Source organism: Streptomyces sp. GQ60, assembly GCF_059758875.1.
Genome location: NZ_JCAXEG010000026.1, coordinates 50,668 through 67,787, shown reverse-complemented (window position 1 = coordinate 67,787; position 17,120 = coordinate 50,668). Strand labels below are relative to the sequence as shown.

Annotated in this window: 18 protein-coding genes, 1 tRNA gene and 3 pseudogenes; 14 read left to right on the top strand and 8 right to left on the bottom strand. The window is 72.1% G+C overall.

Annotated features, from left to right (window positions below):
• Positions 1-566 (top strand): amidohydrolase family protein (locus AC6CKD_RS35170; protein ID WP_498333065.1); only part of this gene is annotated, 566 nt, incomplete at its 5' end.
• 124 nt (positions 567-690) lie between these two features.
• On the opposite strand, the pseudogene AC6CKD_RS35165 reads toward AC6CKD_RS35170, so the two are convergent.
• Together AC6CKD_RS35165 and AC6CKD_RS35160 are read right to left on the bottom strand one after the other, a co-directional pair.
• Positions 691-1,442: pseudogene (locus AC6CKD_RS35165) on the bottom strand (RNA-guided endonuclease InsQ/TnpB family protein); the annotation flags it as partial.
• 22 nt (positions 1,443-1,464) lie between these two features.
• The gene (locus tag AC6CKD_RS35160; RefSeq protein WP_498333063.1) at positions 1,465-2,037 is read right to left on the bottom strand and encodes a TetR/AcrR family transcriptional regulator; all 573 of its coding nucleotides are present in this window, start codon (positions 2,035-2,037) and stop codon (positions 1,465-1,467) included.
• A gap of 250 nt (positions 2,038-2,287) precedes the next feature.
• Between AC6CKD_RS35160 and AC6CKD_RS35155 the strand changes: the two genes are divergently transcribed.
• From AC6CKD_RS35155 to AC6CKD_RS35115, 9 genes and pseudogenes are all read left to right on the top strand, one after another.
• Positions 2,288-3,307, top strand: coding sequence for an agmatine deiminase family protein (locus AC6CKD_RS35155; RefSeq protein WP_498333062.1), 1,020 nt, complete (start codon positions 2,288-2,290; stop codon positions 3,305-3,307).
• 111 nt (positions 3,308-3,418) lie between these two features.
• Entirely contained in the window at positions 3,419-4,816 is a 1,398-nt protein-coding gene (locus AC6CKD_RS35150) for an ABC transporter substrate-binding protein (RefSeq protein ID WP_498333060.1), read from the top strand.
• 48 nt (positions 4,817-4,864) lie between these two features.
• Positions 4,865-4,990 (top strand): hypothetical protein, encoded by a 126-nt coding sequence (locus tag AC6CKD_RS35145; protein ID WP_498333058.1) that lies wholly within the window; start codon positions 4,865-4,867, stop codon positions 4,988-4,990.
• Positions 4,987-5,499 carry an ABC transporter permease gene (locus tag AC6CKD_RS35140; RefSeq protein WP_498333057.1) on the top strand — a complete coding sequence of 171 codons (513 nt, stop codon included), beginning with the start codon at positions 4,987-4,989 and terminating at the stop codon, positions 5,497-5,499. The genes AC6CKD_RS35145 and AC6CKD_RS35140 overlap by 4 nt, the downstream gene beginning before the upstream one ends.
• Positions 5,500-5,512: 13 nt before the next feature.
• Positions 5,513-5,947, top strand: coding sequence for an ABC transporter permease (locus tag AC6CKD_RS35135; RefSeq protein WP_498333055.1), 435 nt, complete (start codon positions 5,513-5,515; stop codon positions 5,945-5,947).
• Positions 5,944-6,342, top strand: a complete 399-nt coding sequence (locus tag AC6CKD_RS35130; protein ID WP_498333053.1) for a hypothetical protein — start codon at positions 5,944-5,946, stop codon at positions 6,340-6,342. The genes AC6CKD_RS35135 and AC6CKD_RS35130 overlap by 4 nt, the downstream gene beginning before the upstream one ends.
• Positions 6,267-6,707: an ABC transporter permease gene (locus AC6CKD_RS35125; RefSeq protein ID WP_498333076.1), complete on the top strand. Its 441-nt coding sequence runs from the start codon at positions 6,267-6,269 to the stop codon at positions 6,705-6,707. The genes AC6CKD_RS35130 and AC6CKD_RS35125 overlap by 76 nt, the downstream gene beginning before the upstream one ends.
• A pseudogene (locus tag AC6CKD_RS35120) lies at positions 6,704-7,657 on the top strand (ABC transporter ATP-binding protein); the annotation flags it as partial. The gene AC6CKD_RS35125 and the pseudogene AC6CKD_RS35120, both read left to right, overlap by 4 nt.
• An 85-nt stretch (positions 7,658-7,742) precedes the next feature.
• Positions 7,743-8,018: pseudogene (locus AC6CKD_RS35115) on the top strand (ATP-binding cassette domain-containing protein); the annotation flags it as partial.
• A 215-nt stretch (positions 8,019-8,233) separates the two neighbouring features.
• Here AC6CKD_RS35115 and AC6CKD_RS35110 read toward each other — a convergent pair.
• Both AC6CKD_RS35110 and AC6CKD_RS35105 read right to left on the bottom strand, forming a co-directional pair.
• Positions 8,234-8,644, bottom strand: coding sequence for a nuclear transport factor 2 family protein (locus AC6CKD_RS35110; RefSeq protein ID WP_498333051.1), 411 nt, complete (start codon positions 8,642-8,644; stop codon positions 8,234-8,236).
• A gap of 115 nt (positions 8,645-8,759) precedes the next feature.
• Positions 8,760-8,993 carry a hypothetical protein gene (locus tag AC6CKD_RS35105; RefSeq protein ID WP_498333049.1) on the bottom strand — a complete coding sequence of 78 codons (234 nt, stop codon included), beginning with the start codon at positions 8,991-8,993 and terminating at the stop codon, positions 8,760-8,762.
• Positions 8,994-9,170: 177 nt separating this feature from the next.
• Here AC6CKD_RS35105 and AC6CKD_RS35100 point away from each other — a divergent pair, with 177 nt between their 5' ends.
• Positions 9,171-9,716, top strand: coding sequence for a SixA phosphatase family protein (locus AC6CKD_RS35100; RefSeq protein WP_498333047.1), 546 nt, complete (start codon positions 9,171-9,173; stop codon positions 9,714-9,716).
• Positions 9,717-9,836: 120 nt separating this feature from the next.
• Here the strand turns inward: AC6CKD_RS35100 and AC6CKD_RS35095 are convergent.
• Positions 9,837-9,921: transfer RNA gene (locus AC6CKD_RS35095), tRNA-Leu, on the bottom strand.
• A gap of 328 nt (positions 9,922-10,249) precedes the next feature.
• On the bottom strand, positions 10,250-11,191 hold the full coding sequence (locus tag AC6CKD_RS35090) for a beta-ketoacyl-ACP synthase III (protein ID WP_498333046.1): 942 nt from the start codon (positions 11,189-11,191) through the stop codon (positions 10,250-10,252).
• A 204-nt stretch (positions 11,192-11,395) separates the two neighbouring features.
• On the opposite strand from AC6CKD_RS35090, the gene fdhD reads away from it, so the two are divergent.
• The gene (gene fdhD, locus AC6CKD_RS35085; RefSeq protein ID WP_498333044.1) at positions 11,396-12,229 is read left to right on the top strand and encodes a formate dehydrogenase accessory sulfurtransferase FdhD; all 834 of its coding nucleotides are present in this window, start codon (positions 11,396-11,398) and stop codon (positions 12,227-12,229) included.
• Positions 12,230-12,376: 147 nt separating this feature from the next.
• Here the strand turns inward: fdhD and AC6CKD_RS35080 are convergent, their stop codons facing one another.
• Positions 12,377-12,808 (bottom strand): (2Fe-2S) ferredoxin domain-containing protein, encoded by a 432-nt coding sequence (locus AC6CKD_RS35080; protein WP_498333042.1) that lies wholly within the window; start codon positions 12,806-12,808, stop codon positions 12,377-12,379.
• A gap of 9 nt (positions 12,809-12,817) precedes the next feature.
• Positions 12,818-13,915, bottom strand: a complete 1,098-nt coding sequence (locus AC6CKD_RS35075) for a bile acid:sodium symporter family protein (RefSeq protein WP_498333039.1) — start codon at positions 13,913-13,915, stop codon at positions 12,818-12,820.
• 172 nt (positions 13,916-14,087) lie between these two features.
• Here AC6CKD_RS35075 and AC6CKD_RS35070 point away from each other — a divergent pair, with 172 nt between their 5' ends.
• Both AC6CKD_RS35070 and AC6CKD_RS35065 read left to right on the top strand, forming a co-directional pair.
• Entirely contained in the window at positions 14,088-14,939 is an 852-nt protein-coding gene (locus tag AC6CKD_RS35070) for a LysR substrate-binding domain-containing protein (RefSeq protein ID WP_498333036.1), read from the top strand.
• A gap of 321 nt (positions 14,940-15,260) precedes the next feature.
• Positions 15,261-17,084: an AMP-dependent synthetase/ligase gene (locus AC6CKD_RS35065; RefSeq protein WP_498333034.1), complete on the top strand. Its 1,824-nt coding sequence runs from the start codon at positions 15,261-15,263 to the stop codon at positions 17,082-17,084.
• The last annotated feature ends 36 nt before the right edge of the window (positions 17,085-17,120 follow it).

Here is a 17,120-nt window from a genome sequence, read left to right as displayed (position 1 = left end):
CCGAGCTCGGCCCGCTGGACGGCGAGGGCTCCTACGGCACGGCGGAGAGCGGCGACGACAACGAGCGCGTACTGCGCTACATGGCCAAGCTGACCATCAACCCGGCCATCGCCCACGGCCTCGCGCACGAGATCGGCTCCATCGAGGTCGGCAAGCTCGCGGACCTCGTGCTGTGGTGGCCGGAGTACTTCGGCGCCAAGCCGCAACTGGTCCTGAAGGGCGGCTTCCCTGCGTACGGGGTCACCGGTGATCCGAACGCCTCGACCGACCGCTGCGAACCGCTGGTCCTCGGGCCGCAGTTCGGCTCGTACGGGGCCACCGCGGCCGACATCTCGGTGGCGTTCGTCGCGGAGGCGGCCGTCCAGAACGGCGACCTGATGCCCACCCGGCGCCGCCGGGTCGCGGTCCGCGGGACCCGGGGCATCGGGCCGAAGCACATGCTCCGCAACAGCCGTACCGGCAGCGTCGACGTCCACCCCGGCACGGGCCTGGTGTCGCTCGACGGGGAGCCGCTGGTCTCGGAGCCGGCCGACTCCATCCCGCTCGGCCGGCTGTACTTCCTCTGAGCCGTGTCCGCCGGGGCGTCCGGGCGGAAGTCGCGAGCATGCAGAACTCGTCTGACCGTCTCGGTGAGTTCCTGCTTCTTCGCGCTGTGCCGGGACAGGTCCCGGTCTTACCCGCGCTCGACAGGCGCCCGTACCGGGCGGCCTTGTACTCCAGCATCGCCAGGAACGCCGACCATCCGGCGTCGTGTACGGACTTGGCCATGCGCGTACGGGCGAGTCCCTTGACCGCCAGGTCTTCCACTGCGACCGCTTGGTTTTCGCGGATCAGCTTCGTGGAGAGCTGGTGGTGGAACTCGCGCCGCGCGTCGGCAACCTGCGCGTGAGCGCGGGCGACCTTGATGCGGGCCTTCGTCCGGTTGCTGGAGCCCTTCGCTTGCGGGACAGACGGCGCTGTTCCCGCTTCAGCTTCTTCTCCGCCCGGCGCAGAAAGCGCGGGCTGTCGATCTTCGTGCCGTCCGAAAGGATCGCGAAGTGTGTCAGCCCCAGGTCGATTCCGACCTGTCCGGCCGACTCGGGCAGCAGCGTCTCACCCGCGCCGGTCTCGACCACGAACGAGCAGAAGTACCGCCCGGCCGCATCCTTGATCACCGTCACCGTGGACGGGTTGGACGGCAGCGTGCGGGACCACTTCACCCGAACATCGCCGATCTTCGGCAACGACAGGTCACCGCCGGCCGTGATCTTCCAACGGGCATTCGCGGTGAACCGCATGGCCTGCCGGTTGTCCTTGCGGGACTTGAACCGCGGCGCACCCGTCTTGGGGCGCCTGCCCTTGGGGTCCAGGTCCCGCAGGGACTGTTGGAGCACGACGGCGGACACCTGCCCGAGCCAGGCCCGCGCCTCGGTCTTCTTCGCCTCGGTGATCAGAAGCTTCGTGCCGCCGGCCCACGAGGCAGCCTCAGACGGCCAGTTCGCCGTCGATCGCGTCGGCGAGGAGCCGGCGCGCGTGGTCCAGGGGCAGGGAGCCGCTCAGCCACCGGACGCTGAGGCCTTCGAGTAGGGCCGTCAGGCGTTCGGCGGCGGCCGCGTGCTCGGGGGCCGTGCCGGCGGGGCGGGCCTGGGCGAGGAGGTAGGAGATCTCGTGGACCCAGCTGTGCGTGGCTCTGGCCACGTCCTCGCGCAGATCGGGATCGAACACGGCGCTGGCCCTCAGCTCGCCCCAGGCGGTGCTGTTCTCCCGGACCTCCGGGGTGTCCTGGAGTTCGAGGAGCAGGGTCCGCTTCAGTTCGTCGCGGGGGCTCTCCGGATCGTCCGGGCCGTCCTCGCGTTCGGCGGTGTAGCGCTCGGCGCGGTCGCTGATGAACTCCAGCGTGCGGCGCAGGATCCCGGCCCGGTCGGTGAAGTGGTAGTAGATCAGCGAGGTGGACACGCCCGCTTCGGCGGCCAGTTCCCCCACGCGGAGTCCGCGCACGCCGCGGCGCGCGATCACTCGCGTGGCTGCTCTGAGTATTTCCGTTCGACGGTCTGACACGAAGGGTCACTCTACCCGTCGACTCCGTCACCTGGGGCTTTTCCTGACCGTAACATCAGGCACCCCTTTCCGGCGCTGACGCCGCGATCACGCCGGTCAGAGGGCCCACGACCCTCTGTCACACCCGGCTCGATACGCGGTGTGACCGATTCCGCATCAGCTCGGCCGAGCCATTGACTGAATTTTCAGTTCGGTGAAACATGCGGACATCCCTTCCAACACTGACTGAATTTTCAAACAGGAGTGGATCATGGCAAGTTTCCGCATGCCGGCCGAGTGGACGGACCACGAGGGCTGCCTGATGGCGTGGCCGACCCGGCAGGAGCTGTGGGGCGGCGTGTTCGACGAGGTGAAGGTCGAGTACGCCCACGTCGCCCACGCGATCGCCGCCTTCGAGCCGGTCACCATGGTCGCCCTGCCCGGCAGCGGTGACGAGGCCCGCGCCCTGTGCGGTGAGGGGGTAGAGGTGATCGAACTCCCGCTGGACGACTCCTGGTTCCGGGATTCCGGGCCGATCTTCGTGCTCGGACAGGACGGGCGGCGGGCGGGCGTGGACTTCCGCTTCAACGCCTGGGGCGGCAAGCACTTCCCTTACGACACCGACGACAAGATCGCCGCCGCCCTGCTGGCGCACCTGGGCGTGGACCGCGTCGACTCCCGGATGATCCTCGAAGGCGGCGCGATCACGGTCGACGGCGAGGGCACGCTGATCACCACCGAGCAGTGCCTGCTGCACCCGAACCGCAACCCGGACATGACCAAGGCGGAGATCGAGGCCGAGCTCATCGCCCGCCTCGGTGTCACCAAAGTGATCTGGCTGCCGTACGGCGGTCTGCTGGACACCGAGACCGACGGGCACGTGGACGGCGTCTGCGCCTTCGTCGCCCCCGCCACCGTCGTCGTCCAGCTCCCGAGCGACCCGGCCCACCCCGACTTCGAGCGCATGCGCGTCAACCGCGCCGTCCTGGAGGGGTCCACCGACGCCGCCGGCCGCCCCTTCACGATCATCGACCTGCCGCAGAGCAACCGCGTCGAGGTCGACGGCAAGGAGGCCGAGGCCGAGGTCGGCTACCTGAACTTCTACATCGCCAACGGCGGGGTCGTCGTCCCGGTCGCCGGCACCTCCGAGGACGAGGGCGCCCTCGCCGTCATCGCGTCCGCGCTGCCCGGCCGCAAGGTCGTCGGAGTCCGCTCGCGCGTCATCGCGTACGGCGGTGGCGGCGTGCACTGCATCACCCAGCAGATCCCCGCGGCCGCCCGCACCGTCTGACCGGTTCGCCCCCTTCGCCGTGCCCGGACCGGCGGCCCGCCCCGAGCCCCCTCCTCGCCCCGCTCGCCGCCTGCCCGTACCTCCCCGCCCCGCATGGAAGAGAGAGCACCGATGCCCAAATCCCTTCCCTGGTCCAGAGCCGCCAGGTCCTCCGCCCCCGCCGACGCCCGCGCGGACGCCGCCGGCGTCTCCACCGCCCGCCGATCCGCCCGCCGATCCGCCCGCCGATCCGCCCGCCGGTCCGCCCGCCGCCGGTACGCAGTGCCCGTCGCCGCACTGTCCGCCCTCGGCCTGGTCGCCGCCTGTTCCGGTCCGCCCAAGGGCGACGGCAGCGGGCCGGACGCGGCCTTCAAGCTGTCCGCCGGCACCCCGGCCACCGCGGGTGGGCTCGACTCCTTCACCTGGGCCGTGTACGCGGAACCGCCGACGCTGGACTACATCTCGGCCTTCGACTACCCGGCGAACACGATCCTGTCGAACGTCTGCGAAAGCCTGATGCGGTGGACCCCGCAGCTCACGACGGCTCCGGGGCTGGCCGAGAAGGCCACCAACCCCACCGACCTGACCTGGGTCTACGACCTGCGCCCGGGCGTGCGCTTCCACGACGGCGGCACGATGACCGCCGACGACGCGGTCTACAGCCTGGGCCGCCAGACGGACCCGGAGAACGGAGCCGCCTGGAACAGCAACTTCTCCAACGTCGAGGCGGTCACCAAGACCGGCCCGCTCCAGGTGACGGTCAAGCTGAAGCAGCCCGATTCGCAGTTCCCCCAGTACATGGCGACCGCCGCCGGCGTCGTGTCCTCGAAGGCCGGGGTGGAGAAGGCCGGCGAGGACTACGGCACCACCGGTGGTCTGGACTGCACCGGCCCCTTCAAGCTGGGCACCTGGAACAAGGGCCAGTCGATCGAGCTCCAGCGCTTCGACGGCTACTGGGGCACCAAGGCCAAGTCCGCGAAGGCCGTCTTCACCTTCCTCACCGACCCCAACGCCCGTACGAACGCCCTGCTGAGCGGTGAGGCCGACGGCGGCTACCTGATCCTCACCGAGAGCTACGACCGGCTGCGCGCGAGCGGCGCCGGCACGCTCTACTTCGGCGAGGGCCTCAGCACCGTCAACGTCAACGTGACGAGCACGAAGGGCGCGCTCGGCGACGTCCGCGTCCGCCGGGCCCTGTCGCTGGCCCTGGACCGCCGCGGCTTCGTCAAGGCGGGGCTCGGCGGCGCGGGCACCGTCACCAGCTCGCTCACCACCAGGGCGGTCTGGGCCGGGGCCCCCGAGAACATCCGCGCGTCCGCCTTCGACGGCCTGCCCTCCCCGGAGCAGAACGTCGAGGCGGCCAAGCGCATGGTCGAGGAGGCCGGCGCCACCGGCAAGACGCTGACCATGGCGACCAGTTCGATCGGCCAGGACGTCTCGCTGCTGGCGACCGCGGGGAGCTGGTCGGCGGCCTTCTTCTGGAGTTCGACGGCCGCCGAGAAGCGCTTGGCGTCGGTCAGCGCGTCGTAGGACGGGTCGCTGTAGCCGGCATAGTTCTGGTCGTACTCGGAGCGCGCCTTGTGGATCCCGGTCGCCGAATGGCCGACCGCCGTCTTCCTGAACAAGCGGATCACCGGCGCGCCCACCACCATCTCCTACCTGTACTACCCGTGGGCCGCGGATGTCGGGGCGGCCGCCCGATGAGTTTCCTGCGCTTCGCCGTACGGCGGCTGGCCGAGATGGCCGCCACCCTGCTCGGCGCCTCCTTCGTGATCTTCGGCGCGCTGTACCTGGCTCCGGGCAACCCGGCGAGCTTCCTCCTGGCCGGCCGCTCGGCCTCCCCGGAGGCCCTGCGGGCGATCAACGAGCACTACCACCTGGACGATCCCTTCGCGGTGCGGTACCTGAGCTGGCTCGGCCAGGTGCTGGAAGGGGACTTCGGCCGCTCGATCACGTACCGCACCGACGTGTCGCGGCTGCTCGCGGACCGGCTGCCCAACACCCTGGTGCTGATCTCGATGGCGCTCGTACTGGTCCTCGTGTTCGGGCTGCTCCTCGGCTGGATCGGCGCCGTCCGCGGCGGGGCCGCCGACTCGGCGATCCTGGTGACGGCCACCGTCGCCATCGGGACCCCGTCGTTCGTCGCGGCGGTGCTCCTGCAGGGCCTGTTAGCGGTCAAGCTGGGCTGGGTTCCCCACCGGCGGGGCCGGTGACGGGTTCGGGCAGATGCTGTGGCATCTGACGCTGCCCGCCGTCGCCCTGGCGCTCTACCTGATCGGCATGCTCGCCCGGGTCACCCGGGCCGCGATGCTCGAAGTCCTCGGTCAGGAGCACGTCACGGTCGCCCGCAGCCGGGGCGTATCCGCCCGCCAGGTGATCCGCCGGCACGTCTTCCGCAACGCACTGGGCACCGTGCTCACCACCGGCGGGCTCATCGTCTCCACCCTGCTGGTCTGCACCGTCCTGGTGGAGTCCGCGTTCAGCGTGGGCGGCATCGGCCAGCTCCTCGAACTCTCCACCACCACAAAGGACTTCCCCACCGTGCAGGCCATCTCCCTCATCATGGTCGCGCTGTTCATGACGGTGAACCTCGTCGTCGACCTGCTCCATCCGCTGGTCGGTCCCCGGGTCACCCTCGGCCCCGCGAAGAAGGCCCCGTGAGCTCCGTCCTGGTGCGCCGGCCGGGCCTCGCCCGGCTCCGGACCTCCCGCGCCCCCCTCTCCCCGTTCTGTACGGGCTTCGTCGCCGTCGTCGTGCTCGTCGCGGTGTTCGCCCCCTGGATCGCGCCCTACGATCCCAACTCCGTCGACCTGGCCAACGCCCTCGCGGGCCCTTCCGCCGACCACCTCCTCGGCGTCGACGCCTCCGGGCGCGACACCTTCTCCCGGCTGGCCCTCGGCGCCCGCACCTCGCTCCTCGGCCCGCTCGGCGTGGTGGCCTTCTCCACCGTGGCCGGCGTGGCGATCGGCACCGCCGCCGCCTGGCGGGGCGGCTGGCTGGACTCGGCCCCGTCATCGCCCTGGCCATCGCCTACCTGCCCTACGTCAGCCGGCTGACGCGTTCCCTCGTACTGGCCGAGCGCTCCCGCCCGTACGTGGAGGCCTACCGGGTGCAAGGACATTCGGGGGCGCAGATCTGCCTGCGCCACGTGGTCCCCTCCATCGCGCCGGTCGTCCTCGCCCAATCCGCGATCAACTTCGGCTACGCCATGATCGACCTGGCCGGCCTCGCCTTCCTCGGGCTGGGCGTACCGGCCCTGACCCCCGACTGGGGCCGCATGGTCTTCGACGGCAACGCCGCCATCCAGGCCGGCTACCCGCTCGCGTCGATCGTGCCCTGTGTGGCCATCGTGCTGACCGTGGTCGCGTTCAACGTCGTCGGCGAGGCCTGGGCCGACAAGGTAGCCAGGAGATCCCGATGACAACGCCGACAAGACCGACACCCCTGAACACCCTTGAGATCGAGGGTCTGCGGCTGCACCTGCCGGGCACCGTCCGGCCCGTCCTCGACGGCGTCGGGCTCACCGTGGGCCCCCGGGAGACCGTGGCCCTGGTCGGCGAGTCCGGCTCGGGCAAGAGCCTCACCTCGCGCAGCGTGCTGCGGCTGCTCCCCGACGGGGCCCGGACGGAGGGCGTGGTGCGGGTGGCCGGGGACGACGTGCTCACCATGTCTCCGGGCCAGTTGCGGGTGCTGCGCACCAGCACGGCGGCCATGATCTTCCAGGACCCCCGGGCGGCGGTCAATCCGATGCGCCGCGTCGGCGACTTCCTCACCGAGAGCCTGCGGCTGAACGCCAAGGCGACCGAGGCGGTGGCCGAGGACCGGGCGGTGGCGATGCTGGAGGCCGTCGGCCTCACGGCGGAGGCGCTGCGCACGTACCCCGGACGACTGTCCGGCGGCATGCTGCAACGGGTCGTGATCGCGGCCGCGTTGATGGGCGACCCTGCCCTGATCCTCGCCGACGAACCGACCACGGCACTGGACGTCACCACCCAGGCCGAGGTGATCGGCCTCCTCGGCGACCTGCGCGACCGCTTCGGAACGGGCCTGCTGTTCGTCACGCACGACCTCGGCCTCGCCGCCGCGATCAGCGACCGGGTGTACGTGATGTACGCGGGCCGGATCGTGGAAACGGGCCCGGCCGCCGAGCTGTTCGCCCGGCCCCGGCACCCCTACCCGGCCGCGCTGCTGAACTCCACCCCGCGCCTGGACGCGCCCCGCGGGCGGCTCGCCGCGATCGAGGGCCGGCCGCCGAGCCTGCGGGAGGAGCTGACCGGATGCCCCTTCGCCGCGCGCTGCGTCCTCGCGACCGACGTGTGCACGCGGGAGGCGCCGGCCCTGCTCCCGATAGTCGGGCAACCGGCCCGGCTCGCCTCCTGCCACCACGGCGAGCTGATCGCCGAGCAGGAGCACGAGCGGGCGGGCGGGCGCGGACACAACGGAAGGAACTCCACCCATGAGCACCGCTACTGGCACGAGCGCCGGCACCGCGACCGCGGCGGCGAAAACCGTCCAGGAGGTCCTCGGCCTGCACCGGACCTACGGCAGCGTCCGGGCGGTGGAGGACGTGTCGTTCCGGCTGGCCGCGGGCGGCTCCCTGGGCATCGTCGGCGAGTCCGGCTCGGGCAAGACGACCACGGCCCGCATCGTGGTGGGCCTGGAGCACGCGGACGGGGGCCGGGTGCTGATCCACGGCCGCGACCGGGGCGAGCACGCGCGCGGAAAGGCCCCCCGCCTCGCACGGGCCCGCGAGGTGCAGATGGTCTTCCAGGACCCCTTCCCGGATCGTCGAGTCGGGCCCGACACAACAGGTGCTCGCCGACCCCCGACACCCCTACACGCGCCTACTCCTGGAGTCGGTACCCCGTCCCGGATGGGATCCCCGGAGCATCGCGGCCGCTCGTCGCGCGCTGTCGGGGGGCCGCCGTCCGGCACACCCGGACCGTCCTACGGGGCGACGTCGTCCCAGGCCATCGCGCTCATCCGCCACCCCTCGGGCGTACGGACGTACTGGGTGGTCTTGTGGCCGGATCCCTCGAACCACGCGCCGTCGAGGTATCCGGACTTGCGGTACTCGCTGAACCGGTGCGCGATCGAACCGAAGACCTCGGTCCGCTCGGCGACCTCCCATTCGCGGAACTCCGTCAGCGTCCCGTCGGTGAGGATCTTCTCCCGCGGCTCGATGAAACCGTCGAGGTCGTAGATCACGGGCTCGGCCCCGATGTTCTTGATGATCATCCCTTGGGGGATGAACACCGTGCGGACGGCGTCCAGATCCGGCCGCCCGCCTCCCGCATTGGTGAACGCGCCGAGGAAGACGTTCATCAACCGGTCCAGCTCGGCCTTGACTTCGGACACGCGTACCCTCCCGAGGGCGAAGATTCCCGGCCGATCTTCGCCTACCCCCCGGCACGAGGGCAATGGCCGGGACGTTCCCGCCACGGACGATCCCACAGCGGCAAAACGCAGCAGATCACCCCGTCCAGTGGAACCTTCCGCCTCCGACCCAACGGACCTCGCCCGGGTCGTCCAGGTCGTGGATCGTGATGCCGGCTGCCGCGGCGGTCAGGATCACGTCCGTCATGGACGTGGCGGTGCTGGCCACCTGGCCGTCGATCTCCACGATGCGGAACGGCGGGTCACCGGGGTACACCCGGAGCACGGTGACCCGGGCCGAGGAAAGGTAGGGGGCCGCGCCTTCGGTCATGCGAACGTCGCCTCCCTTCCACAGCCGGGCCGACGCTTGCAGCGGGTCTCGTACCGCCCCTGCCCGAATGCTCGGGCGGAAAACCCGCGGGCCGCACCACCGGAGGGCCCGTTGAGTGCCGGAGAACGCTGCCCGGTCCGGTGGACCGTGCGAGGCTGAGGCCATGAGGCTGAACACATGAGCGCGGGGTCCGTCGGCCGCCTGGTGCTGCTGCGCCACGCCAAGTCCGCCTGGCCCGACGTCGCGGACCACGAGCGGCCGCTCGGCCCGCGCGGTCTGCGGGACGCGCCCGCGGCGGGCCGCTGGCTGCGCGACGCGGGCTGTGTCCCCGCGCTGGTCATCTGTTCCACCGCCCGGCGGGCCCGCGAGACCTGGGCACTGGCGGCCGGACAGCTCGGCTCCGCGGTCCCCGTGCGCTTCGACGAGCGGGTGTACGCCGCCGAGCCGGATGAGCTGCTGGAGGTGGTGTCCGAAGTACCGGAGGGGGTGAGGACGCTCCTGCTCGTCGGCCACAACCCGGGCCTGGAGGATCTGGCCCTCAGCCTCGCCCGGAAGGCCGTGGACGGCGCGGAAGGCGCGGAGGCCGGAGCGATCGACCGCCTGTCGGAGAAGTTCCCGACGTCCGCGATCGCGGTGCTCGCCTGCCCCGGTCCCTGGCAGGAGCTCGCGCCGGGCTCGGCCCGGCTGACCGACTTCGCCGTCCCCCGGGGTGCCGCCCGCTGAACGCGAACGCCGCGCTTGGCTTTCCGCCGGTGCGGGCGCCTGCCGGTGCGTACAACAACAGAGCCGCTCAAAGCGACATTACGTCGCTTTGAGCGGCTCTGTTTGGTCGGTTGACCTCTGTGTCCGAGGGGGGACTTGAACCCCCACGCCCGATAAAGGGCACTAGCACCTCAAGCTAGCGCGTCTGCCATTCCGCCACCCGGACTAGGTGGTGGCCCCGGTTTCCCGCGGCGACATGGACAACAATAGCAAAGGTTCAGCGGGGTTCCGACCAGGTATTTCGCCCGGGCCGGGTCCGACGCGCCGCGCTGACCTGCGGGCATGTCCGGGGCCGGGCGCACGGGCCGGGTCGAGACGCCACGTCTCGCGGACCGGGGGCGGCAGGGACGCGCCCGCCCGCCCACCGGTCGTCCTCGCGGCCTGACAGCCGACCGCGCTGGTCGTGGCGCTCGTGGCCGCGTCGGCGGCGCCGTCGCGCCCTCGACCGGCGCCGAGCCCACGACGGAGAACCGCCGCGGGCTCCGGCCGAGGCGTTACGGGCAGCGGATGACCTGGCCTGCGTAGGAGAGGTTGCCGCCGAAGCCGAAGAGGAGGACGGGCGCCCCGGAGGGGATCTCGCCGCGCTCGATCAGCTTGGACAGGGCCATCGGGATGGAGGCGGCCGAGGTGTTGCCGGAGTCGATGACATCGCGGGCGACGACGGCGTTGACGGCGCCGATCTTCGCGGCGAGCGGCTCGATGATCCGCAGGTTCGCCTGGTGCAGGACGACCGCGGCCAGGTCCTCGGGGGTGATCCCGGCCTTCTCGCAGACCTTGCGGGCGAGCGGGGGGAGCTGGCTGGTGGTCCAGCGGTAGACGGACTGGCCCTCCTGGGCGAAGACCGGGGGCGAACCCTCGATGCGGACCGCGTTGCCCATGGACGGGACCGAGCCCCACAGGACCGGGCCGATGCCGGGGTCCTCGCAGGCCTCGACCACGGCCGCGCCTGCGCCGTCGCCGGTCAGGACGCAGGTGGTGCGGTCGCTCCAGTCGGTGATCTCGGTCATCTTGTCGGCGCCGATGACCAGGGCCCGGGTGGCGGCGCCGGCCCGGATCGCGTGGTCGGCGGTGGCCAGGGCGTGGGTGAAGCCCGAGCAGACGACGTTGATGTCCATCACGGCGGGGCTGGAGCCCATCCCGAGCTTGGCCGCGACGCGGGCGGCCATGTTGGGAGAACGGTCGATCGCGGTGGACGTGGCGACGAGGACGAGGTCGATGTCGTCCGGGGTCAGACCGGCGCTCGCGAGCGCCTTGCCTGCGGCCTGGTAGGCCAGCTCGTCGACCGGCTCGTCGGGTCCGGCCATGTGCCGGGTCTTGATCCCGACGCGGGACCGGATCCACTCGTCGTTGGTGTCCACCATGGCGGCGAGGTCCTCGTTGGTGAGCACCTTCGAGGGCTGGTAGTGCCCTAGCGCCACCACGCGTGAACCGGTCATGGGCGGGGTCCCCCCTTGTAAGGCAGTCAGGATTTAACAGCTTCGCCTGCTACTCATGGGTACAAGGGCGCGTGACCCGACAGGATTCAGTGCCCGGAATTTGGAGCTTCCCGAGGGGCGGCCGGCCGGGAAGGTGCCCGAAGCGGATCCGGGAGAATGGGTGCTCCAGGCGTAGGACGAGGACAGAACGGGTGGACTGATCACATGGGACGGGTCACCGAACGCCGTCGCGTCGTCCGGATCCGGAACGGCGTCGTGGGGGCCCGGGCGGACACGCTTGTGGCCGAAGAACCGCTGGAGATACGGCTGAACGGCAAGCCGCTGGCCATCACGATGCGCACCCCGGGTGACGATTTCGCGCTGGCCGTGGGCTTCCTGGCCAGCGAGGGAGTGCTCGCCTCGGCGTCGGACGTCCGGGCCGTGACCTACTGCGAGGGCGCCGCCGAGGACGGAACGAACACCTACAACGTAGTGAACGTGCAGCTCGCCGCGGGAGTTCCGGTGCCGGACATCACGCTGGAGCGGAACGTCTACACCACCTCCTCGTGCGGCCTGTGCGGGAAGGCCAGCCTGGACGCGGTCCGCACGGCGACCCGGTTCCCGGGGCTCGCGGACCATCCCGTACGGGTGAGCGCGCGGCTCCTCGGAGAGCTGCCGGACAGGCTGCGCGCGGAGCAGAAGGTCTTCGAGCGCACGGGCGCCCTGCACGGCGCCGGGCTGTTCTCGGCGGGGGGCGAGCTGATCGACGTACGGGAGGACGTGGGCCGGCACAACGCGGTGGACAAGATCGTCGGGCGGGCGCTGCAAGCCGGGCGGCTGCCGCTGGCCGGCGCGGTCCTGCTGGTGTCGGGGCGGGCTTCCTTCGAGCTGGCGCAGAAGGCCGTGATGGCGGGCATCCCCGTGCTGGCGGCCGTATCCGCTCCGTCCTCGCTCGCGGTGGACCTGGCGCTGGAGTCGGGGCTGACCCTGGTCGGGTTCCTGCGGGGCGGGGACATGAACATCTACGCGGGCGAGGAGCGGATCGATCTGACGGCGTGAGCCGCGGGGCGTGAACCGCCGTCCGGCAGCCGCGGGAGGGGCGGGGGCCGTGGTGCGGGTCCCCGCCCCTCCCCCGCACGGGTCACTCGTCGGCCATGACCGCGGCGCCGGTGTGCTCGGTGCCCGGCGGGGCTTCGATGGCCCCGATCAGCGCTTGCGGCGGCCGCGGCGGGAGACGGGCTCGGCCGGCTTCGGCTCCGGGGGGTCGATGCGGTGCAGGTCGAGCGTCGCCGGGAGCGGGGTGGCCCCGGGGCCGCCCTCTTCGGCCCAGGCGATGACCTCGTCGGTGGCGGTGTCGTCCAGGGCCCAGCCGAACCAGACTGCTCGGGCGCCCCGGCGGCGGGCCTCCGTGGTGGGCTGGACCACGATGACGTTGGCCTGCGCGCACGGGCCGAGGCAGTCGCTCGTACGGACGGCCAGGCGCCCGCCGGAGGCCGCCGCGGCCTCGCGCAGCCGGGCCAGCTGTCCCGCGTGGTCGGTGCCGGGGTTCTTGCGGGGGTCGCCGCAACAGCAGCCCCGGCAGACCACCAGGGTGCAGGGGCGCGGGGCATGGGCGGAGAGCGGGCGTATCCAGGTCACCGCCGCACGTTACCGGGCCTGCGGGACCGGGTGTTGGGGGGTGTGCGAGACCTCCGCCACATGCCCGGCGGCGAGTTCCGGCTGCTCCGTGGCCTGCGGGGCGTGCGGGGCGTGCGGGGCGTGCTGGTCCTGGGGAGCCTGCGGGTCCCGCGCGCGGCGGCGCGCCAGTACCGCGCAGACCATCAGCTGCATCTGGTGGAAGAGCATCAGCGGCAGCACGGCGAGGCTCGCCTGGGCACCGAACAGCACGCTGGCCATGGGGAGTCCGGCGGCCAGGCTCTTCTTCGACCCGGCGAACTGGATGGCGATCCGGTCCTCGCGGGTGAAGCCGAGGCGCTTGGCCCCGTACCAGGTGGCCGCCAGCATCAGCGCGAGGACGACCGCCTCCACGGCCATCAGACCGCCGAGGCGCGGGAGGCTGACCTGGCGCCAGATCCCGGCGACCATGCCCGCGCTGAAGGCGGTGTAGACGACGAGCAGGATCGAGCCGCGGTCGACGCGGCCGAGGACCTTCTTGTTGCGGACGAGGAAGCCGCCGGCCCAGGGGCGCAGGGCCTGGCCGAGGACGAAGGGCAGGAGGAGCTGCAGGACGATCTTCACCAGCGAGTCGGGGGAGAAGCCGCCCGCGCTGTTGCCGAGCAGGCCGGCCGCGAGGAGGGGGGTCAGGAAGATGCCGACGAGGCTGGAGAAGGAGCCCGCGCAGATCGCGGCGGGGACGTTGCCGCGGGCGATCGAGGTGAAGGCGATGGAGGACTGGATGGTGGAGGGGACCAGGCAGAGGAAGAGCAGGCCGCTGTAGAGGGGCGGCGTGAGGACGGTCGGGACCAGCGCGTGCGCGGCGAAGCCCAGGAGGGGGAAGAGCAGGAAGGTGGCGGCGAGCACGGTGAGGTGGAGCCGCCAGTGGCGCATGCCGTCGAGGGCCTCGCGGGTGGAGAGCCGGGCGCCGTAGAGGAAGAAGAGCAGGGCCACTGCCGCGGTGGAGGCGGCCTCGGCCACGGAGGCGGCCGCGCCGCGGGCGGGCAGCAGGGCGGCGAGGCCGACGGTGGCGAGCAGACCCATGATGAACGGGTCCACCGGGAGCCGGGCGGGGAGGTGCGGGCGGCGCATGGGGTGCTCACTTGCCGGGTCGGCGGGAGGCAGGGCGGGAGGGGGCGAGGCCTGACGGGATGGGACGGATTTCCCTTCATTTTGATTCTCGGGGGCGGGGCGGTGATCGGGAAACCCGCACACCGCTCTGACTGTCATCACGGAATGTGATGACAGGGGTAGGCTGGGCGGTGTGTACGACCCCGTTCAGCTGCGCACCTTCCTCACCGTCGCCCAGACCCTGAGCTTCACGCAGGCCGCCGCCCGGCTCGGCGTCCGCCAGTCCACGGTCAGCCAGCACGTGCGCCGGCTGGAGGAGGCCACCGGCCGGCCCCTCTTCCTCCGCGACACGCACAGCGTGGAACTCACGGAGGACGGTGAGGCGCTGCTCGGCTTCGCCCGCTCGATCCTGGAGGCGCACGAGCGCGCGACGGCCTTCTTCGCGGGGCCCCGGATCCGGGGCCGGCTGCGCTTCGGCGCCTCGGAGGACTTCGTGCTGACCCGGCTGCCGGAGATCCTGGAGGCGTTCCGGCACGAGCACCCCGAAGTGGAACTGGAGCTGTCCGTGGAGCTCTCGGGGACCCTGCACGAACGGCTGGACGCGGGACGGCTGGACCTCGTACTCGCCAAACGGCGCGGGGACGGGGACGAACGGGGCCGGCTGGTGTGGCGGGACCGGATGGTGTGGATCGGGGCGGAGGGGCTGCGGGTGGACCCGGACCGGCCCGTTCCGCTGATCGTCTTCCCGCCGCCGGGGATCACGCGGGCGCGGGCGCTCGACGTGTTGCAGGCGGACGGGCGGCCGTGGCGGATCGCCTGTACGAGCGGCAGCCTGAGCGGTCTGATCGCGGCGGCGCGGGCGGGGCTGGGCGTGATGGCCCATACCCGGGGGCTGATCCCGCCGGGACTGGTCCGGGTGGGCGGCCTGCCGGAGCTCGGGACGGTGGAGTTCGCGCTGTTGCGGGGATCCCGCGGTTCCGCTGCCGCGGAGGCACTGGCCGCGGCGATCCTCTCGGGGGCGGACCGGCTGACGCGGGCCGCGTAGCCGTAGTACGGGCCCGCTCCCCGCTCCCCCGCTCCCCCGCCGGGCCGCCTCGCCAGGTGGCCGCGGCTCGCCTCCCGCTCGCGCTCCGCCCCGGGAGCGGCTGCGGGATGCCGCTGCGGGGTGCCGCCGCGCGGGCGGAGCCCCCTGCCCGTCCTTCCGCCGTTCCCCGAGCGCGGCCCGGACCCGGTCCCCTCACCCCGGACGGCTGAAACGGTCGGCCCGGACACGCCGCTGGGGAGGTCTTGTGGAGGTCTCCCTTCCGTGATCACGTGCGGGGAGGGTTGGGATAGCGTCTCCGCGCCGTACGGAGAGGAGCGGGCCTTGCACGAGATCACCGTCGCACCGGTCGTCACGGGCTCACCCGTCGGAGGTCTGGCCGACGCCGTCTTCCTGCACGCACGCGAGGACCCAGGCCGGGTCGTGCTCGGCCGCAAGTCGGGCGGGGTCTGGGGGGACGTGACCTCCGGCGAGCTGGCCTCCGAGGTGCTGGGGCTGGCCAAGGGCCTGCTGGCGCAGGGCATCCGCTTCGGGGACCGGGTCGCGATCATGTCCCGTACCCGGTACGAGTGGACGCTCTTCGACTTCGCCCTGTGGGCGATCGGCGCCCAGCCGGTTCCCGTCTACCCCTCGTCCTCCGCCGAGCAGGTGCACTGGATCCTCTACGACTCCGAGTGCACGGCCTGCGTGGTGGAGGACGAGGACCAGGCCATGACCGTCGGGTCGGTGATCGAGCGGCTGCCGAGGCTGCGCCTGCTGTGGCAGCTGGACGCGGGCGCCGTGGACGGGCTCGTGCGGGACGGCCTCCGGGTCGCCGAGGACGTCGTGCACCGCCACCGCAGCGCCGTGACGCCCGACGCGACGGCCACCGTCATCTACACCTCGGGGACCACCGGCCGCCCCAAGGGCTGTGTGCTGACCCACGGCAATTTCATGTTCGAGGCCGACACGATGGTGACCCGCTGGGAGCCCGTCTTCCGGGCCGGGCCCGGCGAGCAGCCCTCGACCCTGCTGTTCCTGCCGCTCGCCCACGTCTTCGGGCGGATGGTGGAGGTGGCGGCCGTCCGCGCCCGGGTCAAGCTCGGGCACCAGCCGGTGCTGGCGGCGGCCGAACTGCTCCCGGACCTCGCCGCGTTCCGGCCGACGTTCGTGCTCGGGGTGCCGTACGTCTTCGAGAAGGTCTTCGCCGCCGCCCGCCGCAAGGCGGAGACCGAGGGCCGGTCGGGGCCCTTCGACCGGGCGGTGGAAACGGCCGTACGGTACGCGGAGGCGCGCGAGGAGAAGGCGTTCGGTACCGGGCCGGGACCCTCGGCGAAGCTGCGCGTGGAGCACCAGCTCTTCGAGAAGCTGGTGTACGGGAAGGTCCGCGAGGCGCTGGGCGGCCGGGTGCGGTACGCCATGTCGGGCGGCTCCGCGATGTCGCGCCGGCTGGGGCTGTTCTTCGACGGCGCCGGGGTCACGGTCTTCGAGGGCTACGGGCTCACCGAGTCCTGCGCGGCGGCCACCGCGAACCCGCCCGGGGCCACCAAGTACGGCACCGTCGGGCGGCCGATCCCGGGCGGTACGGTGCACATCGCCGAGGACGGGGAGATCTGGCTGTACGGCGCCCACGTCTTCTCCGGGTACCTGAACGATGCGCCGGCCACCGAGGCCGTCCTGCGGGACGGCTGGCTGGCGACGGGGGACCTCGGGCGCCTCGACCCGGACGGGTACCTCACGCTCACCGGGCGCAAGAAGGAGATCCTGGTGACCTCCAACGGCAAGAGCGTCGCCCCGGCCGCCCTGGAGGAGCGGGTCCGCTCGCACCCGCTCGTCTCGCAGTGCGTCCTGGTGGGCAACGACCGGCCGTACATCGCGGCCCTGCTCACCCTGGACCCCGAGGGGGTCGCGCACTGGATGGCGATGCGCGGCCGGCCACAGCTCCCGGCGTCGGACCTGGTGCTCGATCCCGATCTGACGGCGGAGGTCCGGCGGGCGGTGGTGGCGGCCAACACCCTGGTCTCGCAGGCCGAGTCGATCCGCACGTTCCGCGTCCTGGCCGAGCAGTTCACCGAGGAGCGGGGGCTGCTGACGCCTTCGCTGAAGCTGAAGCGGCGGGCCATAGAGAAGGCCTACGCCAAGGAGGTGGCAGACCTCTACCCGTCCTGACGGGCGCGCTGCGCCGCGATCGCATCAACGGTCCGA